General features: G+C 46.0%; 25 protein-coding genes and 1 pseudogene. 16 read left to right on the top strand and 10 right to left on the bottom strand.

Features of this window, described 5'->3' with window-relative positions:
* Positions 1-35: 35 nt before the first annotated feature.
* From ACYVGR_RS10505 to ACYVGR_RS10495, 3 genes are all read right to left on the bottom strand, one after another.
* Positions 36-809 (bottom strand): hypothetical protein, encoded by a 774-nt coding sequence (locus ACYVGR_RS10505; protein WP_460956281.1) that lies wholly within the window; start codon positions 807-809, stop codon positions 36-38.
* A 230-nt stretch (positions 810-1039) separates the two neighbouring features.
* A complete protein-coding gene (nagB, locus tag ACYVGR_RS10500) occupies positions 1040-3013 on the bottom strand; it encodes a glucosamine-6-phosphate deaminase (RefSeq protein WP_460956279.1) in 1974 nt (657 codons plus the stop codon).
* A 127-nt stretch (positions 3014-3140) separates the two neighbouring features.
* Positions 3141-4283, bottom strand: coding sequence for a Gfo/Idh/MocA family protein (locus ACYVGR_RS10495; RefSeq protein WP_460956277.1), 1143 nt, complete (start codon positions 4281-4283; stop codon positions 3141-3143).
* Between the two features lie 237 nt (positions 4284-4520).
* Here ACYVGR_RS10495 and ACYVGR_RS10490 point away from each other — a divergent pair, with 237 nt between their 5' ends.
* A complete protein-coding gene (locus ACYVGR_RS10490; protein WP_460956275.1) occupies positions 4521-5924 on the top strand; it encodes a hypothetical protein in 1404 nt (467 codons plus the stop codon).
* Between the two features lie 92 nt (positions 5925-6016).
* Here the strand turns inward: ACYVGR_RS10490 and ACYVGR_RS10485 are convergent, their stop codons facing one another.
* The 3 genes from ACYVGR_RS10485 to ACYVGR_RS10475 form a co-directional block, all read right to left on the bottom strand.
* Positions 6017-6619, bottom strand: coding sequence for a GNAT family N-acetyltransferase (locus tag ACYVGR_RS10485; protein WP_460956273.1), 603 nt, complete (start codon positions 6617-6619; stop codon positions 6017-6019).
* 179 nt (positions 6620-6798) lie between these two features.
* Positions 6799-7200: a ketosteroid isomerase-related protein gene (locus ACYVGR_RS10480; RefSeq protein ID WP_460956271.1), complete on the bottom strand. Its 402-nt coding sequence runs from the start codon at positions 7198-7200 to the stop codon at positions 6799-6801.
* Positions 7201-7261: 61 nt separating this feature from the next.
* Positions 7262-8026 carry an NUDIX hydrolase gene (locus ACYVGR_RS10475; protein WP_460956269.1) on the bottom strand — a complete coding sequence of 255 codons (765 nt, stop codon included), beginning with the start codon at positions 8024-8026 and terminating at the stop codon, positions 7262-7264.
* A gap of 230 nt (positions 8027-8256) precedes the next feature.
* Here ACYVGR_RS10475 and ACYVGR_RS10470 point away from each other — a divergent pair, with 230 nt between their 5' ends.
* The 7 genes from ACYVGR_RS10470 to ACYVGR_RS10440 all read left to right on the top strand — a co-directional run bounded on the left by ACYVGR_RS10470 (position 8257) and on the right by ACYVGR_RS10440 (position 14923).
* On the top strand, positions 8257-8763 hold the full coding sequence (locus ACYVGR_RS10470) for a (2Fe-2S)-binding protein (protein ID WP_460956267.1): 507 nt from the start codon (positions 8257-8259) through the stop codon (positions 8761-8763).
* Positions 8760-10949 carry a xanthine dehydrogenase family protein molybdopterin-binding subunit gene (locus ACYVGR_RS10465; protein ID WP_460956265.1) on the top strand — a complete coding sequence of 730 codons (2190 nt, stop codon included), beginning with the start codon at positions 8760-8762 and terminating at the stop codon, positions 10947-10949. The genes ACYVGR_RS10470 and ACYVGR_RS10465 overlap by 4 nt, the downstream gene beginning before the upstream one ends.
* 107 nt (positions 10950-11056) lie before the next feature.
* On the top strand, positions 11057-12235 hold the full coding sequence (locus tag ACYVGR_RS10460; RefSeq protein ID WP_460956263.1) for an XdhC family protein: 1179 nt from the start codon (positions 11057-11059) through the stop codon (positions 12233-12235).
* 2 nt (positions 12236-12237) lie between these two features.
* Positions 12238-12870: a nucleotidyltransferase family protein gene (locus tag ACYVGR_RS10455; RefSeq protein ID WP_460956261.1), complete on the top strand. Its 633-nt coding sequence runs from the start codon at positions 12238-12240 to the stop codon at positions 12868-12870.
* Positions 12871-12959: 89 nt separating this feature from the next.
* Positions 12960-13394 (top strand): Holliday junction resolvase RuvX, encoded by a 435-nt coding sequence (ruvX, locus tag ACYVGR_RS10450; RefSeq protein ID WP_460956259.1) that lies wholly within the window; start codon positions 12960-12962, stop codon positions 13392-13394.
* A 74-nt stretch (positions 13395-13468) separates the two neighbouring features.
* Positions 13469-14041, top strand: a complete 573-nt coding sequence (gene def / locus ACYVGR_RS10445) for a peptide deformylase (protein ID WP_460956338.1) — start codon at positions 13469-13471, stop codon at positions 14039-14041.
* Positions 14042-14140: 99 nt separating this feature from the next.
* Positions 14141-14923 carry an amidohydrolase gene (locus ACYVGR_RS10440; RefSeq protein ID WP_460956257.1) on the top strand — a complete coding sequence of 261 codons (783 nt, stop codon included), beginning with the start codon at positions 14141-14143 and terminating at the stop codon, positions 14921-14923.
* An 87-nt stretch (positions 14924-15010) separates the two neighbouring features.
* Here ACYVGR_RS10440 and ACYVGR_RS10435 read toward each other — a convergent pair whose 3' ends face one another.
* From ACYVGR_RS10435 to ACYVGR_RS10425, 3 genes are read right to left on the bottom strand one after another with little or no spacing between them, the layout of a single operon-like run.
* Positions 15011-15430 (bottom strand): HAD family hydrolase, encoded by a 420-nt coding sequence (locus tag ACYVGR_RS10435; RefSeq protein WP_460956255.1) that lies wholly within the window; start codon positions 15428-15430, stop codon positions 15011-15013.
* A 27-nt stretch (positions 15431-15457) separates the two neighbouring features.
* Positions 15458-16093: an IS630 family transposase gene (locus ACYVGR_RS10430; protein ID WP_460956336.1), complete on the bottom strand. Its 636-nt coding sequence runs from the start codon at positions 16091-16093 to the stop codon at positions 15458-15460.
* Positions 16039-16518, bottom strand: coding sequence for a helix-turn-helix domain-containing protein (locus tag ACYVGR_RS10425; RefSeq protein WP_460956253.1), 480 nt, complete (start codon positions 16516-16518; stop codon positions 16039-16041). The genes ACYVGR_RS10430 and ACYVGR_RS10425 overlap by 55 nt, the downstream gene beginning before the upstream one ends.
* 418 nt (positions 16519-16936) lie before the next feature.
* Between ACYVGR_RS10425 and ACYVGR_RS10420 the strand changes: the two genes are divergently transcribed.
* From ACYVGR_RS10420 to ACYVGR_RS10385, 8 genes and pseudogenes are all read left to right on the top strand, one after another.
* Positions 16937-17305 carry an IS110 family transposase gene (locus ACYVGR_RS10420; protein WP_460956251.1) on the top strand — a complete coding sequence of 123 codons (369 nt, stop codon included), beginning with the start codon at positions 16937-16939 and terminating at the stop codon, positions 17303-17305.
* Positions 17306-17543: 238 nt separating this feature from the next.
* On the top strand, positions 17544-17993 hold the full coding sequence (locus tag ACYVGR_RS10415; protein WP_460956249.1) for a transposase: 450 nt from the start codon (positions 17544-17546) through the stop codon (positions 17991-17993).
* A 33-nt stretch (positions 17994-18026) separates the two neighbouring features.
* Positions 18027-18367 (top strand): annotated as a pseudogene (locus ACYVGR_RS10410) (transposase).
* Positions 18368-18466: 99 nt separating this feature from the next.
* Entirely contained in the window at positions 18467-18844 is a 378-nt protein-coding gene (locus ACYVGR_RS10405; protein WP_460956247.1) for a hypothetical protein, read from the top strand.
* A gap of 113 nt (positions 18845-18957) precedes the next feature.
* The gene (locus ACYVGR_RS10400) at positions 18958-19743 is read left to right on the top strand and encodes a phosphoribosyltransferase family protein (protein WP_460956245.1); all 786 of its coding nucleotides are present in this window, start codon (positions 18958-18960) and stop codon (positions 19741-19743) included.
* Positions 19727-20593 carry a radical SAM protein gene (locus ACYVGR_RS10395; RefSeq protein WP_460956243.1) on the top strand — a complete coding sequence of 289 codons (867 nt, stop codon included), beginning with the start codon at positions 19727-19729 and terminating at the stop codon, positions 20591-20593. The genes ACYVGR_RS10400 and ACYVGR_RS10395 overlap by 17 nt, the downstream gene beginning before the upstream one ends.
* Positions 20594-20603: 10 nt before the next feature.
* Positions 20604-21653 carry an AIR synthase related protein gene (locus ACYVGR_RS10390; RefSeq protein WP_460956241.1) on the top strand — a complete coding sequence of 350 codons (1050 nt, stop codon included), beginning with the start codon at positions 20604-20606 and terminating at the stop codon, positions 21651-21653.
* A 761-nt stretch (positions 21654-22414) separates the two neighbouring features.
* Positions 22415-23932 carry a DUF4301 family protein gene (locus tag ACYVGR_RS10385; RefSeq protein WP_460956239.1) on the top strand — a complete coding sequence of 506 codons (1518 nt, stop codon included), beginning with the start codon at positions 22415-22417 and terminating at the stop codon, positions 23930-23932.
* Positions 23933-24032: 100 nt separating this feature from the next.
* On the opposite strand, the gene ACYVGR_RS10380 is transcribed toward ACYVGR_RS10385, so the two are convergent.
* Entirely contained in the window at positions 24033-24527 is a 495-nt protein-coding gene (locus tag ACYVGR_RS10380; protein ID WP_460956237.1) for an RrF2 family transcriptional regulator, read from the bottom strand.
* Positions 24528-24702 lie beyond the last annotated feature (175 nt).

The following is a 24702-nucleotide window of genomic DNA, read 5'->3' as shown; positions in this document are numbered from 1 at the left end:
GTTCCCCCGAATATACAACAAGGAAAGGAAAGACGTCAACCAAAAACCTTCTCCAGCTTTTTCTCAAGATCTTTCTCCAGTTTCAACAACCCCTCTGTATTGGAGAGATAGGTCAACGCCCGGTGGTGTCGGAGATCGAACGGAATGTCATTGGTCGATTGGGTAATCGGAATTACCAGTTTTCCGAGTGTGTGTGCAACGCCCGTTTCGTAAAACACATTAGGGTTACGATCCGTGAAATCGGTGATAACGGCTTTTGACGTAAAAATCAGATCGAATACGTCCTGAATCAGAATACTATTGTCCCAAATGCTGTCGGCCCGTTTGCATTCGATACCAAGCCGAGCGCATACATTCTGAATGGCCACGTAGGTGCCCAAAAATCGGCTCTCAAACGGCATCATTACCGATAACAGATTCGACTCAACCGATTTCACAGGTACGCGAAACACATCAGGCGCAAACGTAATGACTCGCTCGGGCACAACCGTTTGAACTGTCGAGATAAACTCCGGCAACTCCCGAACCGATCGATACATCGTCGATTTTTTGGCTTCAACAAATCGTTCGATCTCGTACAGATTACTGGTGCTTTCGCTAATCAGTTTCGATAAAACCTGTAAGCTATTTCCCTCGTAATCATCATCCTTAAAATCCAGACTACGAAATAATCGAGGATGATCTTCGATTATTTCGAGACTATCCGTCAAATAACCAACCTTGATCCAGTCCGACTTAGTGAAGTGATCCTGGATAAATTCATGCAGAGCAAAAAGTCGAAATGTTCTCTGGCTATTCTGTCTGGTCATATCACTAAAAAGGAGGTCGTTGGTGTCTGAATTATAATACAACTATATTATATACATGCAAGTATATTCAATTTTTATATCATAATGCATCTACACTCTAATTTTTTAACGACTTATTCTTTTCTGGGAGACTTTAGTTACTATAGATTCAGCAAGATATAGCCATAAAAAAACACCCTAAAAATTGTCTTCTGGCAATTTTTAGGGTGTTTACTAATTAACTTTTCTACTTAAAACCGCCAGCGCACAAATGCTTCCATGGCTTCGTATTCAGCTAAGCCTAATCGGTTGTATAAGCCAGCCGTAGCACTGTTTCGCTCTTCGGCCCGTTGCCAGAACTCCCGCGAATCGGTGCCCTGATACACAACGCCATCTTTCTGCGACTGGTGTTTGAAAATACCCAACCGCTTTTTCATGACCTGATCCGGCGACATTGGTACGGCCATTTCAATTTCGTGAATATCCCACTCGGCCCAGGCTCCACGATAGAGCCAAACCCAGCAGTCTTTCATGAAGTTCTTATGTTTTAACCGACGAACCGATTCCAGGATAGCATCTAAACAAACTTTATGCGTTCCGTGCGGATCGGCCAGATCACCCGCAGCATAGATTTGATGCGGTTTCACTTCCTCAATCAGCGCCATCGTAATCTTGATGTCTTCTTCGCTAAGCGGCTTTTTGGCTACCGTTCCGGTTTCGTAGAACGGTAAGTTCATGAAGTGGGCATTCTCGACCGGAATACCAACAAACCGGCAAGTTGCTTTCGCTTCACCCATCCGAATCAGCCCTTTCACGTAACGTACCTCAGCAGTATCCATTTCGGAGTCTTTTTTCTCGCGAAGGGAAGCAGCTGCATCCTGGAAAATCCGGGTAGCTTCGGGGCTTTTGATACCGAATTTTGCGTTGAAATCAACTACATAATCCGCAAACCGTAGCGCTTCGTCATCGGCAACAGCAATGTTACCGGAAGTCTGGTAGCCTACGTGTACCTCGTGACCCTGATCGCGCAGACGCTGGAAGGTTCCGCCCATCGAGATAATATCATCGTCGGGGTGCGGGCTGAAAATCAGGCAGCGTTTGTGAGCAGGCAACGCCCGTTCAGGACGGTTGGTGTCATCGGCGTTGGGTTTACCACCTGGCCAACCAGTAATGGTGTGCTGAAGCTGGTTGAAAACGTCGATGTTGATATCGTATGCCTGTCCATATTGGGCAAGCAGGTCACTCATACCATTGTCGTTATAATCGCGGTCGGTTAATTTCAAAACTGGCTTACCGAGCGTTAGCGACAAATAAGTGACCGCCTTTTTCTTCATCTTGTTGTCCCAAACAACCGAATCCACCAACCAGGGTGTTTTCATACGGGTCAACTCCGAAGCAGCGGCCTCATCAATGACAAACAAGGCATTTGGGTGCGTTTGCAGATACGATGCTGGATTCAGTTCGGTAACCAGACCTTCTACAGCTCCCCGAATAACGGGTGCTTTCCGCTCACCCCAAGCTAGCAAAACCACTCGCCGGGCACTCAGAATACTCGAAACACCCATCGTAATCGCTTTACGAGGGGTTTTGGGCAGTCCGCCAAAATCAACTGAAGCGGCAGCCCGTGTCGAGTTATCGAGCATCATCAATCGCGTATGCGAATTGATCAATGAACCTGGTTCGTTAAAACCAATGTGGCCATTACCACCAATACCCAGCAGTTGGAAATCCAGGCCACCAACGGCTTCAATTTCGGCTTCATATTCCTTAGTAAACTCCGCGACCTTATCAGTCCGAAGCGTTCCGTCTGGAACATGGTAATTTCCGGCAGGAATATCGACATGGTCGAACAGTTGCTCCCGCATAAAACGCCAGTAGCTTTGCAGGGAGTCGGGCTCCATTGGGTAATATTCGTCCAGGTTGAACGATATCACATTGTGAAAACTCAGGCCTTCTTCCCGGTGCATGCGAATCAGTTCAGCATAAACCGTTTTGGGCGAAGAACCCGTTGCTAACCCCAGAACACAAGGCTTTCCTTCGCTTTGTTTCTGGCGAATCAGATCAGCAATTTCCTGAGCCACAGCCCGCGATGCATCCTTAGCATCAGCGTAGATGTGAGTTGGAATTTTTTCGTAAGTGATGGCGGCCTGAATGGGGCCACCGGTAGGGGTTGTTCCTGGCAATTGGCCGTCCGGATTGTCAAGCAGAGTGGACTCCGTAATCATGATGCGCTATGCGGAGAAAAGATGAGACGCCACAAAGGTCGAAAAAATTCGGCTAGTTTTCAGGTATTTTACGGACTAAGCTCAATATTTTAAATTTTTTTATTAACTCTCCTTCTCTATACAATTATCAGCTACGCGCCAGCGTATCGGCTTCGGTTGCAATGATCAACGAGTTAAGCCCATTCTGCTCTGTAATGATCCGGTGCGCTTCGGGATAATGAATGGCTCTGACCTGATCTCGAAACATCAAACGAAGTAATTCGCTGTAAATGTGTTGCTTCTCATCGCCAAAGCCGAATCGAAGTTCAATTTGCTGATACGCGTCGAACTCTTTATGCCGACCACGTAATGGGCGATCTTTCCCACCAATATTGGCCGTTACATTTAGTTGAGCGCCCGGAAAGAGTTCCATCAGTGCCCGAGTCGTTTCTTCATCAACGGCGCAACGCATAATCATGCGGGTCGGAACCCATTCGAATAAGGTAATATCACCCCGTTCAAACAGTAAGCGCATTTCCTGACGATCCATTCGGCCGGTTTGTGTAAAACCGTGATAAAAGTTCACCAGCTTCTTGCCCAATTCCTCATTACCATATTCGACCGTAGCCTGCACCTGATCCTCAATATCTTTACTGTTCGGGCGCTTTACCACTTGTGAGGCTTTCAGAGTTCCATCACCCAACCAGCCCGTAAACATGTCGAAGAAGTGAACACCATGCTCGATAAAAATGCCCCCCGATTTCGTGCGATCCCAGAACCAGTGTTCGGGCGAAAGCCCTTCATCGCCTGCATAGTTTTCAAAATAGCCATGCAGGAAATCGCCTAGTAAGTTTTTATCGATCAGATGCTTAACCCTAGCGAACATCGGATTATAGCGCTGCATCAGGTTGGTTACCATCAGCAAGCCTTTTGCCTGGGCCGTTTCGATCATTTCGCGGCCCTGCTCCGGATTCATGGCCAGCGGTTTTTCGCAGATAACGTGTTTACCGGCATTCAGGGCCAGCATAGCCTGCTCGTAATGCATAAACGGAGGGGTAGCAATATAGACCAGATCGACGTCAGGATGATTGACCAATTCGTCGATACTCGCCAACGTCTCGGCGCCAAACCGCTTAGCAGCCACAATAGACTCCTCTCGTTTCGAGCCAGCAATGGCAATTAATTTTGTATGCGGAGTCTGTAAAAATTGCTGAACGGCGAACAATCCGAAGCCCCCCATACCAATAACGCCAAGCCCAATCGTGCGGTCTTCCGATGCAGTTGTTTTCATGATACTATGTGTTGTATTCACAAAAACAACTGCCAAAGGGGGTTTATGTTAGGAAAAGGAAGGCATTGGATTAAGCATTAGCACAGAATTAAATTGTGTTACGCTCTTTGTACGACCCCGCTGGGGTCGAATGTTTATAGAAAATAACGTTCACTATAAATATCTGGCCCCAACGGGTAGGTTGTCCAGAGAAACAAAAAAGTTCTTGCACTTTTGTAATCGCCAAACTACAAAATCGTGCAAGAACTTCAGCCAAAGCTGGCTTTGGAAAGCAAGCTACAACGCTTACAGGCCAAAACCAAATCCCAACAACTCACCATTCGCTATCAAAAACAACGCATTAACGAACTCACCCAGAGTCGCCATGCCTGGAAAGTTAAATACAACGCGGCTCGACAAGCTTCTCCACCCAGCGCGCTCAAGCCTGCCCCCAGCCTTCGACCCACTGGCTATCACTACTCGCTGGACACGATTCGATTGAGTGTGTGGTTGTATGTGCTCGGTGGTTGCAGCTACCGGAAGGTCGTGGCCGTCTTGCTCTACTTGCAAACCGAATGGGGTATAGCCCTGGAAGTGCCTGCCAAAAGCAGCGTGGTGGGTTGGGTGGAGAAGTTGGGGTGCTACCGCTATGAGCATCCACCCCGGCCCACCGCTCAGCCTTACGCCCTGTTGGTGGATGAGTGCATGATCATTGGCGGGCAGCGGTTGGTGGTTATTTTGGGATTGCCTGCTCACAAAGCCGACACCCAACCCACTCGCTTTGAGCAGGTTTGGTTACTGCGGCTGGCGGTGCGGGCGAGTTGGACGGCTCAGGCCATCCAGACCGAGTTGGAAGCGGTGATCCAGACGATGGGTCGTCGTCCGGCCTACGTAGTCAGTGACGGAGCGGCCACCCTCAAAAAGGGGATCGCTGACGCGGGGCTGGTGCGAGTAGGCGATGTGTCGCATGAATTGGCCCTGTTGCTGGAGCACTCTTATAAATCCCAGCCGATGTTCATGGGTTGGCAGCATGAATTAGCCCAGAGCAAGTTCAAGTACATCATGACCGATTCGTCGTATCTGTTGCCGCCTAAACAGCGGAGTGTGGCCCGCTTTATGAATCTGTGGGCGAGTATTGAGTGGAGTGAGCGGATGTTGCGGGTGTTGCCTGGCCTAAGCCAAGAGGAACAGGCTCGTTTTGGATGGTTAAGGGCCTATGGGGCTCTGATTGGGGAATTGGGGGTAAGTTTTGGGTTAACTCGTTGTGTGCGGGTGCATCTGCAAAGGCATGGGATCAGTGCGGTTTCAGTGGCTCACTGTCGGCAGCTAGTGGCTCAGAGTGGGTGCGTTGAATCGGTCAAAGAGCGACTCGAGTCGTATCTTGAGCAGCAGCTAGCCAAGATAGGTGTTGGGGCCTGCTGGCATGGGTGTACGAGTGTGCTGGAGTCATTGTTTGGTCACTACAAGTCTGGCTTGCCCACCAATCCGCTGGCTGGGGTCAGTGGTGTGGTGTTAAGTCTGAGTTTGCGCACCGATAAGGGTCCTGACTTTGAGCTGTGCCAGGGGTTAGAATCAGTTTCACTAGCGGATGTGGCGATGTGGAAAAGGAAGCATTTAGTTCAAAGCCAAATTGTTAGGCGCCGAAAAGTCATTCATAAATGACAGAGCTTTTTGCTAAACTGGACAACCTACCCAACGGGGTCAGACAGAAGAATGATTCAATCAAATTTGCGTGATTGCTTAATTTCCCCCAATTACTCAAGCAGCCGCGTCCAATAAATCATCGGTTTAGCGGTTTCAATGCTCTCATTTCGATCGGGCCAGATGAATTCACTTTGGAGACTTTCGTCACGTCGATACCCTCGTTTTGTCCAGAAATTATCAAGGGGTTGGTAATCGGCCGGGCGAAGTGGATGATCTTCCGGGCGCTTTACAGCGCAGAAGCAAGTCATTGTGTACTGACCAAACTGCCGGGCGTGGGCTTCGCGCTCCTCAAAAAACTGCTTGCCCAGACCAAGACCCCGGTAAGAAGGCAACAGAATACTTTCTCCGAAATAGAATACTGTATCAAGATCATAGCCTGCTTTCAGAAAAGGAGCCTGTACATCGGCGGTTTCGTCTCGTAAGGGCAACGCTGTGGTGGCGCCCACCATCTGTTCGCCATCGTAAACTGCAAACAGAAACGACCGCTCGGCACAGGCATAGGTTTCCAGATAGCTTTTCTCATATTCGACCGTTCCCTCATACAAATAGGGGAAGTCATAAAAAACAGCGATCCGCAAGGCCGCTAAGTCGTCGAAGACGGTTCGGAAATCTGTGCCTGTTAATCGGCGGAAAGTTAGGTTGGTATTTGGCAATGGAAGAAAATAATTAGGCGCGTCTGGCGCGAGTATTTACCGCTCGGGCGGCCCCGTCGTGCCTTTTAATGTAGTCAGTATTTACTGGCGTTTTGCTAATAAATGTCAGCGAATGCTGACTTCATAAAAGGCACGACGGGGCCGCCCGAGCGGTAAATACTCGCGCCAGGGTCATCCTATTACCCAAGCACCAGTGACTCCCAAAGGGGTAAATTGTAGTACGTTGTAACGCGGGTAATTAGGCCATCTGCAACGTCAAGGAATGAGCCAGCGGGCAATACATAAGTTTGACCGGTAGCTGCGGGCAAATCGCCGTCCGTTTTTTTATAGACACCATTCACAACGAATTCGCAGGCAGCCCGTGTTCCGGTGGGTTCGGTCATAACAACGATATCGGTCAGGGTTTCGTCGTAGCAGTCGTCCATGTGTTGAAGAAACTGGCTAAACGCTTCTTTACCAATGCGTGTCGCCCCCTGATTGCTGTCGTGGCGAACCTCTGGATGAAGCAGGCTGAGCATGGTTTCCCAATCTTTTCGATTAAAAGCGTCGTAATAGCGTGAAACAGTATCGAGAGCAGTCATAAAAAGCGTTTTTGGCAAAGATAAGTATTAACCACAGAGGCAGGGAGATCACAAGAAGAACTCAAACGAAATTCAGGTTGCCATTGATCAGCGCTTTCTGGTAGTTCACCGTATCGAACTGATATAGATAGGGAGACTTATGCGCTCCGCCCGTCCGCCGTTCGTCTAATCGGGTTAGAACACTCAACCCGGTTATTTTTTTATGAAAATTTCGGGCATCCAGGGGGCGGCCTAAAACGGCTTCATAAAGTCGCTGCAACTCAGGTATGGTGAATTTTTCGGGCATTAGATTGAGCCCAATCGGCTGCCAGTTCAACTGAAGGCGAAGCGTTTTCAGGGCTACCTCAATAATGTGTTGATGATCATACAACAAGGATGGCAGTTCGCTAATATCCCACCAGCAACATTCGTCCGACATAAAATCGGCGGTCGGCATCACCTTCGTATAGTCGACGAGCGCGTAGTAGCCCATCGAAATTGTCCGGTCGGGCCAGTTAATGCCGTATTTCATGGGCATTTTTAACCGTTGCCAGGTATCTTCAATATCATACCGAACCGCATCACCGAATAGGTGAAACTGTTGCAGAAATAGTTGATCCAGACCCGTTCGCTCGCGCAGTACCCGCCCGGCTGCCGTATCGACCGACTCATCTTTGTATATAAATCCCCCGGGTAGACTCCACTCGTTTGTGTCTTTCCACTTCAACAGCAGCACTTTAAGCCGGGTATCGTGAAATCCGAAAATAACGCAATCGAGCGATAGGCCAGATACGCACTCTTCGGTTACTCGTTCATAGTAAGTCCGTAATTGGTCAATGTAAGTCATACAGAATAGTAAAACTTTCGCTGCATTATTTTTACTTGTCACTATCAGAGCAAGCTACTTAATAAATTAGCTTGTCTGTTGATTTAGTAAAAATCGTATCTTTCCTAATAGAATGGACCGCAGATTTTCAAGATCTGCGCGATCAAGAATGATCCAAAGATCATAACTACTCATAAAAGTCATAAAAATCAGCGTTCTAGATTTCATTCAACTCTTATCCGTAATTGGCGATGGCATCCCTAAAATTGACAATTAATAATCAGCCACATACGATTGACGCAGATCCCGAAATGCCGCTGTTATGGGCTATTCGCGATGTGGTCGGCCTGACAGGCACCAAGTTCGGTTGTGGAATTGCACAATGTGGCGCTTGTACTGTCCATTTAGATGGTAATCCAACTCGCTCGTGCAGCGTTCCGGTATCGGCAGTTGTTGGGCAGAAAATAACGACGATCGAAGGACTCTCTAAAAACGGCGACCATCCGGTACAGAAAGCCTGGATTGAACATCAGGTACCCCAATGTGGCTATTGCCAGTCGGGACAAATCATGTCGGCGGCAGCATTACTGAAACAAACGCCCAAACCAACCGACGAAGATATTGACATCGCTATGCAGGGAAATATCTGCCGATGTGGCACCTACGACCGTATTCGGAAAGCCATTCATACGGCTTCGGCCGAGATGCAATCAGCCCCTAAAATGCCAAAATCTACACCTAAAATCGGGAAGCGATGAGCCAGAAACCTACCACCAGCAACACCAATACATCCCGACGGGCTTTTTTAAAAGCAGCTGGCCTGACCGGAGCGGCTTTTGCCCTTGGTTTTCCTACAGCCGAAGGCTTTACCAGCCCCATACTGAATCTCAGTGCCTTACCGGACTCCGTTGAGCTAACACCCTATATTATTATTGAAAAATCGGGACGGATAACGATCATGAACCCTCGACCCGAAATTGGTCAGGGTACCTATCAATCCGTGCCAGCCATGATTGCCGAAGAACTTGAAGTTCCTCTGGACAAGGTTATTATCCGCCAAACAGGTGGTGAGACCAAATACGGGGGAATGTGGTCGCAAGCCGTAGGAGGCAGCGGCTCAATTCGAGGTGGCTACACGCAGATGCGTAAAGTAGGTGCATCGGCCCGCGAAATGCTGGTTAAAGCCGCTAGCGATCAATGGAGTGTACCCGTCGATGAATGTTTCGCCGAGAATGCGACTGTTGTCCACAAACCAACGGGTAAAAAACTTACCTATGGGCAAGTAGCCGAACCAGCCGCCAAACTCCCGGTTCCGAAAGACCCGAAGCTAAAAGACCCGAAGCAGTTTACGATGCTGGGCAAATCGATGCCCCGGCCCGACGTCCCGCTAAAAGTAGTTGGAAAAGCCAACTTCGGTATGGATGCCAAAGTACCCGGCATGGTGTATGCCTCCATTGAGCGCTGTCCGGTATTAGGCAGTAAACTGGTGAGTTTTGATGCCGCTCAGACCCTGAAAGTCAAAGGTGTTCAGAAAGCCGTGAAGGTTGAGCGAGTTGTTGGTAAAAATCGCTACGAAGGCGTGGCCGTTATCGCGGATAATTACTGGGCCGCTTTACAGGGCCGTAAAGCCCTGAAAGTAAAATGGGATCATCAGGGACATGATACCTTCCAGTCGGCTGATTTCGAAAAAAATCTTCGGGAATTAGCTAAATCCGATGGCGTCGTTGGTCATAACGCAGGTGATTTCGACAAGACATTCGCCGACGCTCCCACGAAACTCGATGCCCTCTACGAAACGCCCATCGTGAGTCACTCGCCGATGGAGCCGATGAACGCGTTGGCTCATTACCAACCGGGCGATAAAATTGAACTCTGGGTGTCGTCGCAGGGCGGTGATTTAGTTCGAGATGAAGTGGCGAAAGTGCTGAAGGTTCCTGCCGACAATATTACGGTACACATTATGTTCAATGGCGGAGGATTTGGCCGTCGGCTTACCCAGGATTTTGCTACTGAAGCCGCTCTACTTTCCAAAACGGTTGGCAAGCCTGTTAAAGTAGTCTGGACCCGGGAAGATGATACGCAGCTAGGCCCATTCCGTCCCATGACCTATTCAGCCATGCGTGGCGCCTTATCGGCAGATGGAAAAGCGGTAGCCTTCCAACACAAAGTCATCTCGCCGTCAATCGACGCAACGATGAGCGAGAAATATGATAAGACCAAGCCCGACGGCACCATGCTCGAAGGCACCAACGAGCAGAAATACGAAATCCCAAACCTAAACACGCGCTACGTTCACGCCGAAACGCACATTCCGCTAACGTACTGGCGGTCAGTAACAAGTTCGACGCTGGCGTTTGCGCATGAGTGCTTTTTAGACGAAATGGCCCATAAAGCGGGTCAAGATCCGCTGTCTTTCCGGCTGTCGATGCTGTCGAAAGAATCTGATGCGAAACGGGTGCTGACAAAACTGAAAGAAGTATCAGGTTGGGACAAACCACTCCCGGCTGGTAAAGGACGCGGTGTTGCTCAATGGGAATTTTTCGCAGGGCTGGCTGGCCAGGTTGTCGAAGTCTCGAAAAACAAGTCTGGGGGTGTCACGGTTGATAAGGTCTATTGTGTTATTGACTTAGGTACTGTCGTTAATCCAGATACCGTAAAAGCGCAGGTTGAAGGCGCTATTGCGATGGCGCTAACAGCGGCAACCAAAGACGGCATCACGTTCGAAAATGGGCGAGCTGTCCAGAAAAACTTTGACGCTAATCGGATGTTACGCATCAACGAAATGCCTGCGATTGAGGTACATATTTTAGCCGAAGGCGGGCCGACCATCAAAGGCGTTGGCGAACCGGGTTTACCACCATTAGCCCCCGCCTTAGCCAATGCCGTTTTTGCTGCAACCGGTAAACGCGTCCGCCGATTGCCATTCGATTTAGAGAAGGTATAAGTAAAGGTATTCGGTTTTCAGTTTACGGTATTTGGTTGGCTGAAGCAAGAAATAGTGACGCGTCAGCCAACCAAATACCGTAAACTGAAAACCGTAAACTAAGTGCTATGAAAGAAATAAGCCGTATCGTTGAGGTGTTTGAGCAGGTTGATTTCAGCCAGCGGAAGGCAGCTTTGGCAACCGTCGTATGGGTTGAAGGGTCGTCATATCGGCGTCCCGGTGCGCGTATGCTCATTACCGACGACGGGCGTTGGGAGGGTGCTATTAGCGGTGGCTGCCTGGAAGGAGATGCGTTACGGAAGGCCCGGCAGGTCATGCTCGATGGCCAACCGATTGTGGTCACTTATGATACAATGGACGACGGAGCGAATAGCTTCGGGGTTGGGCTTGGCTGTAATGGCATTATTGATGTGCTGATCGAGCCAATTGATCCCACTAGCTCACAAAATCCGATCACACTCCTGAAAGAGTTTATCCAAAAACGCGACGTCCGGGCGTTGGCTACCGTTCTGAAAAGCGATGAGTTTTCAGAACTGGCCCCAGGTAATCGGTTTGTGCTCACCGAAGAAACCACCGAATCTATTCCCGACTGGCTTTACGACGACATACATCGTGTATTCGGCTCAGGCAAGCCATTAACACGCTCTTATTCTGTACTATCGGGCAGCGCCGAATTATTCATCGAGCGGATTGATCCGGGTATTGAATTGGTCATTTTCGGTGCTGGTTACGACGTTATTCCTGTCGCAAAACTGGCCCGCGACCTTGGCTGGCAGGTGACCGTTACCGATGATTGTATCGCCCATCTATCGCCCAAGCGATTTCCGGCCGCTACCTGCGTGCTCTATTCCGACCGACAGGCAGTTATTGACCAACTGACGATTACCAATCGCACAGCTGCCGTGCTGATGTCGCACAATTTCAACTACGACAAAGCTGTACTCGAAAAGCTACTCGCAACCGATGTTCCTTATATTGGGATGTTAGGCCCTCGCAAACGATTTGATAAGATGCAGGACGAGTTCAAAAAAGACGGTCTACAGTTTAGTGATTCCTCATTAAATCGAGTTCATGCGCCTATCGGACTGGATTTAGGGGCCGAAACGCCTGATGAAATTGCCCTGTCCATTATGGCCGAAATTAAAGCATTTTTTACCAAAGGCGCGGCTGGCTTTCTGAAAAATAAAACCGGTCCTATTCATGAGCGACTATCAGGTAACTCACCGAATCATAGTCGGCAAGCTATGTTCGATTCCGATTCCATGAGCATAGATGTCGCTAGCTAAGCATGTCTATTGCAACAATCATCCTGGCGGCAGGCGCGTCAACCCGCTTGGGTGGCCAGCCTAAACAATTGCTTACTCATAATGGCACGACCCTTATCCGGCAAATTGCCGATGCGGCTTTGGCGCTCCAGGCTGGTCCAGTAGTTGTTGTTTTAGGGGCCAATCAGGAGCAGGTTCAACCCGAACTTATTGATTTACCTGTTCGCATCGCCCAAAATCCCACTTGGCACGAGGGCATAGCCTCTTCCCTTCGGGCAGGGCTGAATACCTTAGCCGATGAGCCTGTCGATTTCTTTCTGGTTGCCTTAACAGACCAGCCTTACGTAACAGCTGATCTTCTTCAGCAATTAATTAGTTCGCAGCAACAGACAGGCCGGGGCATTGTTGCGTGTCGCTATGGCGAAATGGGCCATCTGGGTGTACCGGCCTTGTTTGATATTCGCTATGCTCCCGAATTCATGAACCTTTCAGGCGACATAGGGGCCCGCAAGCTCATTAAACAATATGCTGGTGACTGCGCCGAGATTCCATTCCCACTAGCCGAGATCGATATAGATACAGCTCAGGATGTAGAAGTGTGGAATCAAAGGCGGGGAGCAGAGAGCGCGGGGCGAGGTTTTCCCTATAACGAATAGTCAATTGCGAATTTTCTCTACCCCAGCCCCGCGCTCCATACGCCCCGCCTTTTGCCCCTTCCCCTCCCCTTCGTACCTTTGCTACTGAAATGGCACGACTCCTGGCAATCGATTATGGCATGAAACGTACGGGTATCGCCGTTACGGATTCTTTACAACTCATTGCGTCGGCGCTGGAAACAGTTCCCTCGCATGAAGTGCTGAAGTTTCTGAAAGCCTATGTTCTTAAGGAGCCGGTCGAAGCGTTCATTGTTGGTCTTCCCAAAGGGTTAGATGGTCTGGATACCGACAATACTGCTCGGGTCAGGAAGTTCGTAACGCATTTGCAGAACGCATTGCCCGACATTCCGGTTTATTGGCATGACGAACGATTCACGTCTGTTATGGCCTTACAAGCCATGATTGCAGGTGGAAGTACCAAAAAAGATCGACGAATAAAAGGTAATATCGACAAAGTAAGCGCGGCTATTATTCTTCAGTCATATATGGAAAGTAAACATCTGAACCGGGATTTATTTGATTAAACTGACCGACTATGATTTCGAACAATCATAAAAATCAGCTTAATCAAACAAATCCTGGTTCAGACATTAAAATTATGATTCTCCCAATTATTGCCTACGGCGATCCGGTTTTACGGAAGCGAGCTAAAGATATTGAACCCCATAGCCTCGACGTGAAAACGTTGAGTGAGAATATGTTCGAGACGATGTATGCTGCATCGGGTGTTGGGCTGGCCGCTCCGCAAATCGGGCAAAGTATTCGGATGTTCGTAGTGGATGGTGAACCGCTGAACGAAGACGAACCCGAAGAAGACATCGATCAAAGCCTGATCGGGTTTAAAAAAGTATTCATCAACCCCGAAATCATTGAAGAAGCGGGCGATGATTGGGGTTTTGAAGAAGGTTGTCTGAGTATTCCGGGTATTCGTGGGGAAGTATTTCGGCCTGAGATTGTCGTTATCCGATACCTTGATACTGATTGGAACGAGCACGAAGAAGAATATGAAGGCATGGCAGCCCGTATTATTCAACACGAATACGACCATCTCGACGGTAAGCTCTTCACCGATTATCTGCCTACCATCCGCCGGACGCTTATCAAGAAAAAACTAGCCGACATTTCGAAAGGCAAAACCGATGCCGAGTATAAAATGAAGTTTCCTAAGTAAGGGAGTAGAGGGAGAAAGGAGGAAAGGGACGAAGGATTAGTAGCTCCCCCTTTTCCCCTTCCTCCCTCTCTTCCTTCTTCCCTTTCCTCCCTCCTTCTTATGAACATCACTCTCCTCCAAACCGAACTTTACTGGCATGATCCGGTGGCCAATCGGGCTATGTTGGAGGAGCGTATTTTCAATCTGTCAAAGCCTACAGATCTGATCATTTTGCCCGAAATGTTCACAACAGGTTTCACGATGGATGCCCAGGCGGTGGCCGAATCCATGAAACTGGCGACGTTTCGATGGCTAAAGCAGATGGCCGCCCAAACGGGAGCCATTGTAACAGGCAGCTATGTGGTTCAGGAAAAAGGCAACTATTTCAATCGCCTGATCTGGATGCAGCCCGACGGTCAATTCGATGTGTACGACAAACGTCACCTATTTCGGATGGCGGGAGAAGATAAAGTTTACACAGCCGGAACACGTCGGATTGTGAAAGAATGGAAAGGCTGGCGCATTTGCCCACTCGTTTGTTATGACCTCCGCTTTCCCGTTTGGAGTCGTAACAAACTGGCTAATTCTATTGATTTCGATTACGATTTATTAATCTACGTCGCCAACTGGCCATCTGTTCGGCGCAACGCCTGGAATACGTTACTTCAAGCCCGCGCCATCGAAAATCTGAGTTATGTGGCAGCTGTCAATCGGGTTGGGCAAGATGCAAACGGGCACCCGTATACGGGCGACTCTGCCGTCATTGATTTTAAGGGTGACGTCCTATTCCGACATTCTGACACGGAAATTGTCCATCACCAAACCCTGTCGCTGGATGAGTTACGAACGTTTCGGGAGAAGTTTCCGGCTAATCTGGATGCCGATAGTTTTACGTTGGTGTAGACGCATCGTCGCCTATTAACTAACCGACCAGGTTTTAATTGAGGCATTAATCCAATAGGATCAGCGGCATAGTTCTGGCATTACCAATTACAGCAAGTCCAGTAATTCGCGCATATGCCCGAGGGTTGTAAACGATTTTCCGGTCAGTTGCTCATCCGCAACCTGTTCATGCGCCCACGTAATGGCATACGGTATGTGTATAGCGCGTCCGCCAATGTGAACCACGGGCAGGACGTCAGACTTCAACGAATTACCAATCACCAGAAAATCAGCGGGTTGAACATTGTATCTTTGTAAAACGCGCTGATATGCCTGTTCGTTTTTCTCACTGACGATTTCGACATGCGTAAAATAATGCCCTAAGCCTGAGCGAGCAATCTTGCTTTCCTGATCGAAAAGATCGCCTTTAGTCAGCACCATCAGGTCAAATTTTTTGGAGAGTATGTCCAGCACCTCTGGCACCCCATCCAGTACCTCGATCTGGAAGTCGATCAATCTCCGACCCATATCAATAATCTGTTGAATCTTAAGTAATTACGCAGAATTAAATTTCACTATATTTTTCTTGACTAATTCATCAAAATTGATGAGATAGTCTTGCCCAAATGAGCGAATGATGGCGAAAATCGCTTTTTTTAGGCGGCTCCACGAACTGTAATAGAATTTTTGCAACCACCGATACTTGATAAATCGCCAAAGGATTTCGATTGGATTCAGATGTGGGCTGTAGGTAGGTAAAAAGAATAAATACACATCTTGTTCTTCCCAGCCTGCTTGTTGGTCATAGACCGCTTGGCAACGGTGTATGGGGCCATTGTCGAGTACAATTACCACCGGTTTGGAGTGGCCTTTACCAATGAAATCAGTCAGCGATTTACCAATAAATTCACCAGTCAAACTCTGTTCGCTATGATAAACACTTAACTGATTGTCCAACCGCATTAACCCAAATAGATTTAATCGCTTACTCTTAGTGCGGCAAAGAATCTGCACCTGATGGCCCGGTTGCTGCCAGCCGTAGGGTATATAGGACTGAAGGGTGATCCCGGTCTCATCGGCAAAATATAGTTCGATCAGGCCACATACCCACAGCGTTAGCAACATTTGCCACCGGCTCAGCCCATCGGCATAGGTCTGAGCGTTCTGCTTAGGTTTGGTCGTGCGTCGGATGCGTCGCCAGCGATAATTATTTTTTTTAGAAACCGTTTCACCGTATCGCGGCTCATGGATTTACCCAAAGCCGTTTGTAAGTCGGCTTTAATGCGCTCGGCATCCTGATAATGAGCCGTAACGGCTCGATTCAAGGCTTGCTGATGGAGACTGTTGGTCAAGCTCAGAATGGGTTTTCGGCCTTGCCCTTTTTGGCGCATAAGTCCAACCAACCCTCGTTCTTGCCAGAGCGAGAGCCACTTGCCAACCGAATGTTGGGAGACTTCGGTGTGAATGGCGACCTCTTTAGCCGAGAAGCCTTTATGGCTCCAAAGCAACGCTTGACAAGCCCGTCGAAACGCATGCTTGGGATGATTTTTAATAGCTTCTCGCAGAGTAAGTTGCTCCGTGTCAGACAGGGTAATACAGCGTTTTTGGCGGCTCATGAAGCAAGTTAATAAATGAAATTTAATTCTGCGTAATTACTTAGCACCTGTTATAGCTCCATTGGTCAATTCGATAGCGGTTTCAATCATTGAGAGAATGAAACTCTAACCCAATGCAGCAATCGTTATTGATCGCTTTCATGTGTTTACTCATCTGCATAAGACCATTAAATGGCTCCGCTCCGGCCTTTAGGTTTGAGGGCTGGTAAGAAACCAAGATTTAGGTAGCTTGCCAGACAAACAACCGAGCGGGCTTCCCTAACGTCTCCGGCCAGGTTTACGCCCTATGGGCCGATTCAGGTCCCGCTCGGTTTTTCTTGCTCAGCCTCGAATAGAAATTAGGGTGCTATGGCCCATTAGCAAGGTAGCGAGTGATGAGTAAGCATCTGATTATCGAACCATAAAATTAAGTACTTCAATGGGCATTCACCACTTTATTGGGATTGATGTATCAAAGAACACGCTGGATTGGGCTGTATACGCTCATAAAGGCATCAGTTGGCAAATCAAATCTGAGAATTCACCCGTCGCTATTCGAGCTATAATCAAACAACTCAGGACTTTACCAGGCTTTAATTACTTAAACTGCGTGGTCTGTATGAAACATACAGGGCTTTATAACGCACATGTCCTCGAAGTGCTGTTTGAGGCTCAATTTCCGATTTGGCTAGAAGCTTCTCTACATATTAAACAGGCAAGTGGTTTGCAACGAGGCAAGCCTAATAGTATTGATGCTCAGCGGATTGCTGAGTATGCTTATCGCTTTCAAGACCGTATCCGACTCTAGAAGCCTGCTCGACCAGTGATGAAAAAGCTAGCTGAATTTACTCGTCTTCGTCAGCGCTTGCAGGGTATGATCAGCCAGTTGAAGGTACCTTTAGCTGAGCAAAAACGAAGCCCTTACCGCCCAACTAGGCCAGCATTGCAGTATTTCTCTAAAGGCTTTAGTCAACGACCTGAAAGGTGTCGAAAAAGCCATTAAACAACTCATCGCTGATGATCCTACCCTCAAATCACTCTTCGAGTTGGTCACCTCTATCCCAGGTGTTGGTCAAGTTGTGGCTACTGATTTGATCTTGGCTAGTGATGAATTTAAAGCCATCGACGATCCCCAAAAGCTGGCCTACCACGCGGCCGTAGCCCCCTTTGAACATTCCTCAGGTAGTAGCGTGAGGGGCAAAACTCGCGTGAATCACCAAGCTCGAAAATCGCTCAAGAAGTTGCTCCACCTGGCGGCCATGTCGGCTCTTCAAGTGAAGGGCGAACTTCAGGACTATTATCAACGGAAAGTTAACGAAGGCAAAAACAAAATGCTGGTCATCAATGCATTACGAAATAAGCTCATCTATCGGGTCTATGCGGTGGTCAAGCAGGACAAAAATATAACAAAAATTATACGCCTGCGCTTGCTTGAGCTATATAAATCGGACCGGTTGTATCGAGCCTGGGAGAAGTTATCGATGGCTGAGAGGTAAACATTGTTGAGAGCTTTCCGACTTTCAGCGACCGTGCGGCATCTGTACTTCCTGAAGAACGAACTACGCAATATTTTTGAGACTGACTTGCCTGTAAGCGAGGCAGACGTGTTACTAGCGGACTGGGTCGCGCAGGCCAGTGCCAGCGCGATTGAGGGCTTAGATACGTTTTTGACAATGGTGCAAACTTGGAAAAAGTCTATTATTTCGTTTTTTCAGCCCACCACAGCAATGGGATAGTGGAAGGCATTAACAATGCCATCAAGACACTCAAGAGAGGAGGTTACGGTTTCCGCAACTTTGCGCAGTTTCGAGAGCGAATACTTGTCAATTTCTTGCAACCACTATTGAGCCCGAAGAACCTTTCTTTTTAGGGGTAACGCCTTTCAAATACGGGAAAATTCCCGTTGACGTTTGTTTGTAGATTTTCGTTCTTGAACGCCAATTCCTCCCTCTTTTTAGCCTGACCTTTAATGAATCCCACCACTCCTGCAAATGCGGTTTACCGCGAACTCGCAAAAAATTGGTTTGGCGTGCCCCTCGATAAGATTGGTCACTTCATGCAGTTTAATTCCAATTCCAGCGTTTTCAATAAAATTATTCTGTACGGAATCGGTTTGCTGTTGACTCCTATTACGTTGGCAGGGTATCTGCTTGGTTATACACGAGCTTATAACCGTTTCATGAAGCCATTTGGGGAATATCCTCTGCTGTATCCTTTACGGCCCATCGTCCGCTTTGCCATATTTGTCGGGGCAATCCTGGTCTGGGTTCTTATCTTTTGGATGCGGACTTTGCTGAGGGTCGTTGCCGCGGTGATCATTCAAAAACACCTTCTAAATAACCTATAATTCATATATCACAAAAGAATACATTAAATAAAACTTACAATGTTATTTTGAATTATAAACTTAACATAAGTGGCAAATATATTAATTTACCATATTTCATTTCCTAAATAACAATGGACCTTACATTAATAGGGTTAATTATGGCTGTTATTGCCTTCATATTTGGAATTCCTGGCAATTTAAAAGGATTGATAGATTTAACAAATCATCTAAAAGATTCTCGTAAAGATAAATATTCAGAAAAAGTGGGCAAAACAGATGCTAAAAAATTACTAGAGTCTTATCCTCTACAAGAACTAAATGGTATGGATGCGAGTAATGAAAGTCAATTGATTGAAATATTGTCAAATAATCTCTACATAAGCGACAAAGGTTATGTTAGGACAGGTATTGTTTCAAATATTGGTTGTTCAATATTTTTAGACATTTTCAGCCCATCTACTATTTTAAACAATAGAGGACTTATGGCCAAGGCTATGGCAGATAAAGTTCTAGAAATAGAACGGACTACTAAGAAAAAAATAGATATAATTGCCGTCCCTAAAATGGGGAATGTATTATTAGCAGACCAAGTAGCTCAAATAGTCAATAAACCTATTGTGATTGTAAGGCTAACAAATGCTATACGCTTCGGATATCCATTTGAGGGTTATCCACAAAGCGGTCAAAACTGTATCATTATTGACGATGTTGCCAGCGATGGTAATTTTCTTGGCGCATGTGTTACAAAATTACGTCAGTATGGTGTAAAAGTTCATAATTGTCTTTGCCTTTATCAAAGGACTGACGGCGATGCACTCAAAGAGCTTACCACCAAAAATGTAAAACTACACTACTTCTTTAGCCTAGATGATAACCATTTGAGCAATTATATTAACAAGAATGATGACAGAAAATAGGCCTCTAATAAAAGAGTTAAATACCCCTCCTTCAATTGATTGGTGGATAACCTCTGCTTGTAATTTAGATTGCGATTTTTGCTATGGGCCACTTCAAACAGGAAATGAAAAAAGAAGGTTAATGCTTGAAATACTAAAAAAAATAAACAAATCAAAATCATTAAATATTACATTATGCGGTGGAGAACCTTTGGTCGCAAAAGGAGTTGAAGAAGTTGTATATAGGCTTCATGTAGAGGGCAATAAAAATATAATTCTTAATACGAACGGCGAATTATTAAATAGAGAAAAAATTTTATCTTTAAACATTGGCAGTTATATAAAAACAGTTGGAATATCAATCGATGGATATGACTCTGAATCTCATTCAAATATGAGAGGAATAAAATCGAATTTATCAAAAATATTGTTTAATATTAATCTACTAAAGGATATACCTAATATTAGGTTAAAGATAGCAACTGTAGTTAGTAAAAAGAATATAGATGATCTACTAAAAATTGGCGAATTAGTACAGAAAATAAATCCAAATGTTTGGAGAGTATACGAATTTTCAGCGAGGGGACAGGCCAATAAATATGAAATTTTACATTCAATTAGCTCAATTAGTTTCGAGTTAAAAGTAGCTGAATTAAAAAAAAATTTCCCATTATTGAATATTCAATCTTCAAATAATGACCAAACCGCAGGATGTTTTATAATTGACAATAAAGGAGTTATAGTGCAACCTAAAGGAGCTAAATATACTAAAATAGGTTCTTGCTTAGATAATGACATAGATGAAGTTTGGAATAAAAACTTAAGCTTTAAAACCGCTGTCTACAAAAACAAAACATGGTTAAACGGATAAAATTATGATAATGGAACAAATTGGGGAGAAAATGTTTATTAAACAATTGCTCCCAGAATTAGTAACGCATAACTCATTTGTTAATGGGTTCGGCCATGATGCAAGCATTTTGGATATAGGGCTTGAAAAAAATATTGTTTTGAAAATTGATAGAGCAGCAAGTCCGATTGCATCTATTAAAGGTTGGTGTGATTACAGACTATGGGGAAAACTTGCAGTGACTTCAAACTGCTCAGACATTCTAGCTTGTGGTGGTTTTCCAACGGGCGTTATGATGGCTGTATGTGTTCCTAAATCATTTGAAGTAAAAGTAGCTCTTGAGATAATTAATGGAGCAAACGAAGAATGTGAAATTAATAATATTGCTTATTTAGGTGGAGATACAAAAGAAACAAAAGATCCAAATATCGTTGGATGTGCTGTTGGTTGGATAAATAAAGATTTTTTTCTAAATAGAAATACAATCAATGCAGGTGACTACATTGTTATAGCAGGCTATTTAGGCGGCTATATGGGTTCTTATATACTGATGATGAGCAATGAAGGAAACAATAACAATGAACATCTAATTCAGTATATGGCGAATCCAAAGGCCCAGTGGAACGAGGCAAAATTTATGATAGACAATAGAATTCCTAAGGCGGGAATGGATACCAGTGATGGTTTATTTGATGCGTTACTTTCTATGAGTGGAGGTAATTTTGGGGCAACGCTATTTCTTGATGAGCTACCTTTTCATGAGAATGCCGTCGAGTGTGTAAAAAACATGGATATAAATCTTTATAATTTAGCATTTACAGTAGGAGATTGGAATATTGTTTACACTGTTTCACCCGAAAAATTAGAACAGTTAAATCGAATAAATTTATATCCTCCAAATTTAAAACTTAAAGTTATAGGGCAATGGACTGATGAACATAAGTCTATAATTGGCTTAAAATCAAATGGTAATAAGTATTTATTAAGTGGAATAGTTAATGAGCACTTTAGAAAAAGAATGGAAGATCAAGGAGATTATATGGCTGTTGCGAAGACTAACATTTCGTTGACATCGATATAAATTTTAATTAAACTTCTATCGGCTCGAAGCCGATAGATTTACCTTCAGCTGAAGCCGACTAAAGAAAACAAAAGCAGAGGTGTCAATCTATGCTTTTGCTAGAACAAAAGGGTTAAACTCAAGTCTTCGCCTAAAGGCGAGGGATTTTCCCCCAGAGTGATACATTAAATCATTTGGCCAGAAGACAAGTGCCTAATTTTTAATAATTGCATACTTTACAAATCGTTCCGATTTTGAAGTCTTAGGATTGGTGATCTTCAAAAGCATTCTATCAACTTGATTGGATGCCTGATTTTCTATAAGTATGCATATTGAGAATGTTGTATCTATGTTGTACCAATAGTACATTAATATAAAAAACTGCCTCCATATACTCTCATTACAATTTTTAATACCAAGCAGCAGAGAATGAAACTCTTGGCTCCATACCCAAATACATGGAGGTTTCTAATCTGAGCATCATAGAAGCGTAGCGTGAGTGTTTCCTGGTCAATATGGTGCGACAGTAGTTCGCATAATTTTTCCTTAACATCTACATAGTTTGGCTCGTTAACCCATAAGGTGTCGTCGGCGTCAAAAGCAATTAGTTTCATGGCGAAGTTCTGGCTTTAGGAACTCGGCAAAAGTATGGGCAGAATCGGCAATCAGGTGATCAAGGATTCGTGGCCGACCTGATTTTACCATAATTTGATTTGCGTCATATTGCTGAAATACCCAATTTGCCACCCGTTCCTAACGCTATTTTTCCCTTTCTATATACTATGGCATTTACTGAACAAGATGAAGACCAGATTCTGGTACAGGGTGTATCGCTCGACCAGATTGACCAACAGATAAATTACTTTGTCAATGGCTTTCCGTTCCTAAACGTTATCAAAGCCGCCACCATTGGCGATGGCATCGTTCGGGTTGCTGAAGATAAAATACCCGATTATATCCGTCGTTTCGATGCCGCTGCTCATGAGCGCGACCTGGTCAAATTTGTACCCGCATCGGGAGCTGCCACCCGAATGTTCAAATCCTTGTTTGCGGCTTTGGATGGCAAGTCTGATAAGTCGGTCGATGAAGTGTTTGCTCGAATCACGGACTTTGCTTTTTACGAAGACCTCAAAGCGGCAATGGCGGCCAAAGGTCTGGATTTAGATAAAGCTGTTGCTGAGAACGACCGAAAAACGGTCTTAACATTTTTACTGACCGACGAAGGGCTCGAATACGGCAGTTTACCGAAAGGCCTGCTCAAATTTCACCAATATGCCGATGGCCCTCGCACACCAGTAGAGGAACATTTGGTAGAAGGAGCCGCCTACGCTAATTCGGATGGGTTGGTGAAGCTCCATTTTACCGTGTCGCCCGAACACCGTGATCGTTTCGAGCAATTGATTCACGAGCAAAAAGCCGACTACGAAGCCTGGCTGGGGGTTACGTTCGACATTACGTTCTCTGAACAGAAAAAATCGACCGATACGATTTCGGTCAATCTGGACAACTCACCCTTCCGCAACGCCGATGGATCTTTATTATTCCGTCCAGCAGGTCATGGGGCGCTGATCGAAAATCTGAATGACATTCAGGCCGACATCGTCTTCATTAAAAACATCGACAATGTTGTTCCCGATGAAATTAAAGAAACAACCGTAACGTACAAAAAAGTACTGGCAACGGTATTACTGGATGCGCAACAGCAGATTGCGCGAATCCAGGGATTGCTGGATAGCGAAGACGTAAGCGACGGTTACCTGGCCGAAGCAGATGAGCTTTTCCGCCGTACTTTATTTACGTTACCTCCCGAAGGCTTCGACAAGCTATCGAAAGAAGAGAAAGTAGATTACTTCCGCCGGAAATTGGATCGTCCTGTGCGTGCCTGCGGCATGGTGAAAAACGTTGGCGAACCAGGCGGTGGGCCGTTCTGGGCCAGAAATCAGGATGGTTCGGTTTCGTTACAAGTGGTTGAGTCGGCTCAGATTGATTTAGCAAACCCAGCTCAGAAAGCCATCTTCGACGAGGCAACCCACTTCAATCCAGTTGACTTAGTATGTGGCCTGAAAGATCATAACGGTCGGAAGTACGATCTACCTGCCTACCGAGACCCGCTTACAGGCTTCATTACAGCAAAATCGAAAGATGGCAAAGACCTAAAAGCCCAAGAACTGCCTGGTCTGTGGAACGGAGCCATGGCCGATTGGAACACCATCTTTGTTGAAGTTCCCCTTATTACGTTCAATCCCGTTAAAACGGTGAACGACCTTCTCCGCAAAGAACACCAGCCTGCGGAAGAGTAAGGTTTAAGTTATATAGTTAAAGGGTTATATAGTTGTAAAGTTCTGTTGGATGCGCCAGCCACTTTACAACTATATAACCCTTTAACTTTACAACTCAAATTTAAGCCGTCATCTGATTAGCCGAAGCGTCAGCTAATTGGGCAGTGGCGGCTCCAATACCAATTTCTTTTGTTTCGAGCAATTCCGGATTCTGGAATGTCAGCAACGTAGTGTTTTCATAAACACCGAGATTCGCATCCCGCACTCGTTCCATAATAGGCCGCAGGGCACAGGTTACTTCGTCGTTGCAATCGTCGCACTTTACATAGAAGTTAAACGATACACAGGGGGTTGGGGCAATTGGGCCATCGATTACCCGTAATACCTGCGCCAGATTCACCCGAGCAGGATCGACTCGTAACAGATAACCACCACCTTTTCCCTTCTGACTTTGCAGAATACCGTGATTACGGAGCTCCAGAAGGATAGCTTCTAAGAATTTCTTAGGGATGTTTTCTTTGGCCGAAATGTATGAAATCAGTACAGGGCCTTTCCCATATTCTTCAGTTAAAACCTTAAGCGCCTTGATGGCGTACTTCGCTTTCTTAGAGATCATTGTTACGGTGACTAGGGAGTTGTAGAGATGGTCTTGCCAATTACTTGTCAGGTATCATCTGGCAGTATGTGGGCAAATTAGTAAGTACTTAACATTCAGCCAAAACTTATCGAGCTTCAACGGAAAATCTTTTAGCCTAAGCTAGCTTTCCAGCAAATCTCCTCATTCACCCTAA

The sequence above is a fragment of the Spirosoma litoris genome (genome assembly GCF_054776755.1).
Note: the sequence above shows the minus strand (reverse complement) of the source record. Positions and strands in the feature narration are given on the sequence as shown.

Bases quoted from the DNA above. Each gene is read 5' to 3' on its own strand.
- ACYVGR_RS10405 (WP_460956247.1), top strand. From the start codon at position 18,467: ATGAATCCCACCACTCCTGCAAATGCGGTTTACCGCGAACTCGCAAAA.
- def (WP_460956338.1), top strand. From the start codon at position 13,469: ATGATTCTCCCAATTATTGCCTACGGCGATCCGGTTTTACGGAAGCGA.
- ACYVGR_RS10390 (WP_460956241.1), top strand. From the start codon at position 20,604: ATGGAACAAATTGGGGAGAAAATGTTTATTAAACAATTGCTCCCAGAA.
- ACYVGR_RS10505 (WP_460956281.1), bottom strand. From the start codon at position 809: ATGACCAGACAGAATAGCCAGAGAACATTTCGACTTTTTGCTCTGCAT.
- ACYVGR_RS10470 (WP_460956267.1), top strand. From the start codon at position 8,257: ATGGCATCCCTAAAATTGACAATTAATAATCAGCCACATACGATTGAC.
- ACYVGR_RS10400 (WP_460956245.1), top strand. From the start codon at position 18,958: ATGGACCTTACATTAATAGGGTTAATTATGGCTGTTATTGCCTTCATA.
- ACYVGR_RS10380 (WP_460956237.1), bottom strand. From the start codon at position 24,527: ATGATCTCTAAGAAAGCGAAGTACGCCATCAAGGCGCTTAAGGTTTTA.
- nagB (WP_460956279.1), bottom strand. From the start codon at position 3,013: ATGATTACGGAGTCCACTCTGCTTGACAATCCGGACGGCCAATTGCCA.
- ACYVGR_RS10475 (WP_460956269.1), bottom strand. From the start codon at position 8,026: ATGACTTACATTGACCAATTACGGACTTACTATGAACGAGTAACCGAA.
- ACYVGR_RS10395 (WP_460956243.1), top strand. From the start codon at position 19,727: ATGATGACAGAAAATAGGCCTCTAATAAAAGAGTTAAATACCCCTCCT.
- ACYVGR_RS10480 (WP_460956271.1), bottom strand. From the start codon at position 7,200: ATGACTGCTCTCGATACTGTTTCACGCTATTACGACGCTTTTAATCGA.
- ACYVGR_RS10420 (WP_460956251.1), top strand. From the start codon at position 16,937: ATGGGCATTCACCACTTTATTGGGATTGATGTATCAAAGAACACGCTG.
- ACYVGR_RS10465 (WP_460956265.1), top strand. From the start codon at position 8,760: ATGAGCCAGAAACCTACCACCAGCAACACCAATACATCCCGACGGGCT.
- ACYVGR_RS10495 (WP_460956277.1), bottom strand. From the start codon at position 4,283: ATGAAAACAACTGCATCGGAAGACCGCACGATTGGGCTTGGCGTTATT.
- ACYVGR_RS10385 (WP_460956239.1), top strand. From the start codon at position 22,415: ATGGCATTTACTGAACAAGATGAAGACCAGATTCTGGTACAGGGTGTA.
- ACYVGR_RS10425 (WP_460956253.1), bottom strand. From the start codon at position 16,518: ATGAGCCGCCAAAAACGCTGTATTACCCTGTCTGACACGGAGCAACTT.
- ACYVGR_RS10435 (WP_460956255.1), bottom strand. From the start codon at position 15,430: ATGGGTCGGAGATTGATCGACTTCCAGATCGAGGTACTGGATGGGGTG.
- ruvX (WP_460956259.1), top strand. From the start codon at position 12,960: ATGGCACGACTCCTGGCAATCGATTATGGCATGAAACGTACGGGTATC.
- ACYVGR_RS10455 (WP_460956261.1), top strand. From the start codon at position 12,238: ATGTCTATTGCAACAATCATCCTGGCGGCAGGCGCGTCAACCCGCTTG.
- ACYVGR_RS10460 (WP_460956263.1), top strand. From the start codon at position 11,057: ATGAAAGAAATAAGCCGTATCGTTGAGGTGTTTGAGCAGGTTGATTTC.
- ACYVGR_RS10440 (WP_460956257.1), top strand. From the start codon at position 14,141: ATGAACATCACTCTCCTCCAAACCGAACTTTACTGGCATGATCCGGTG.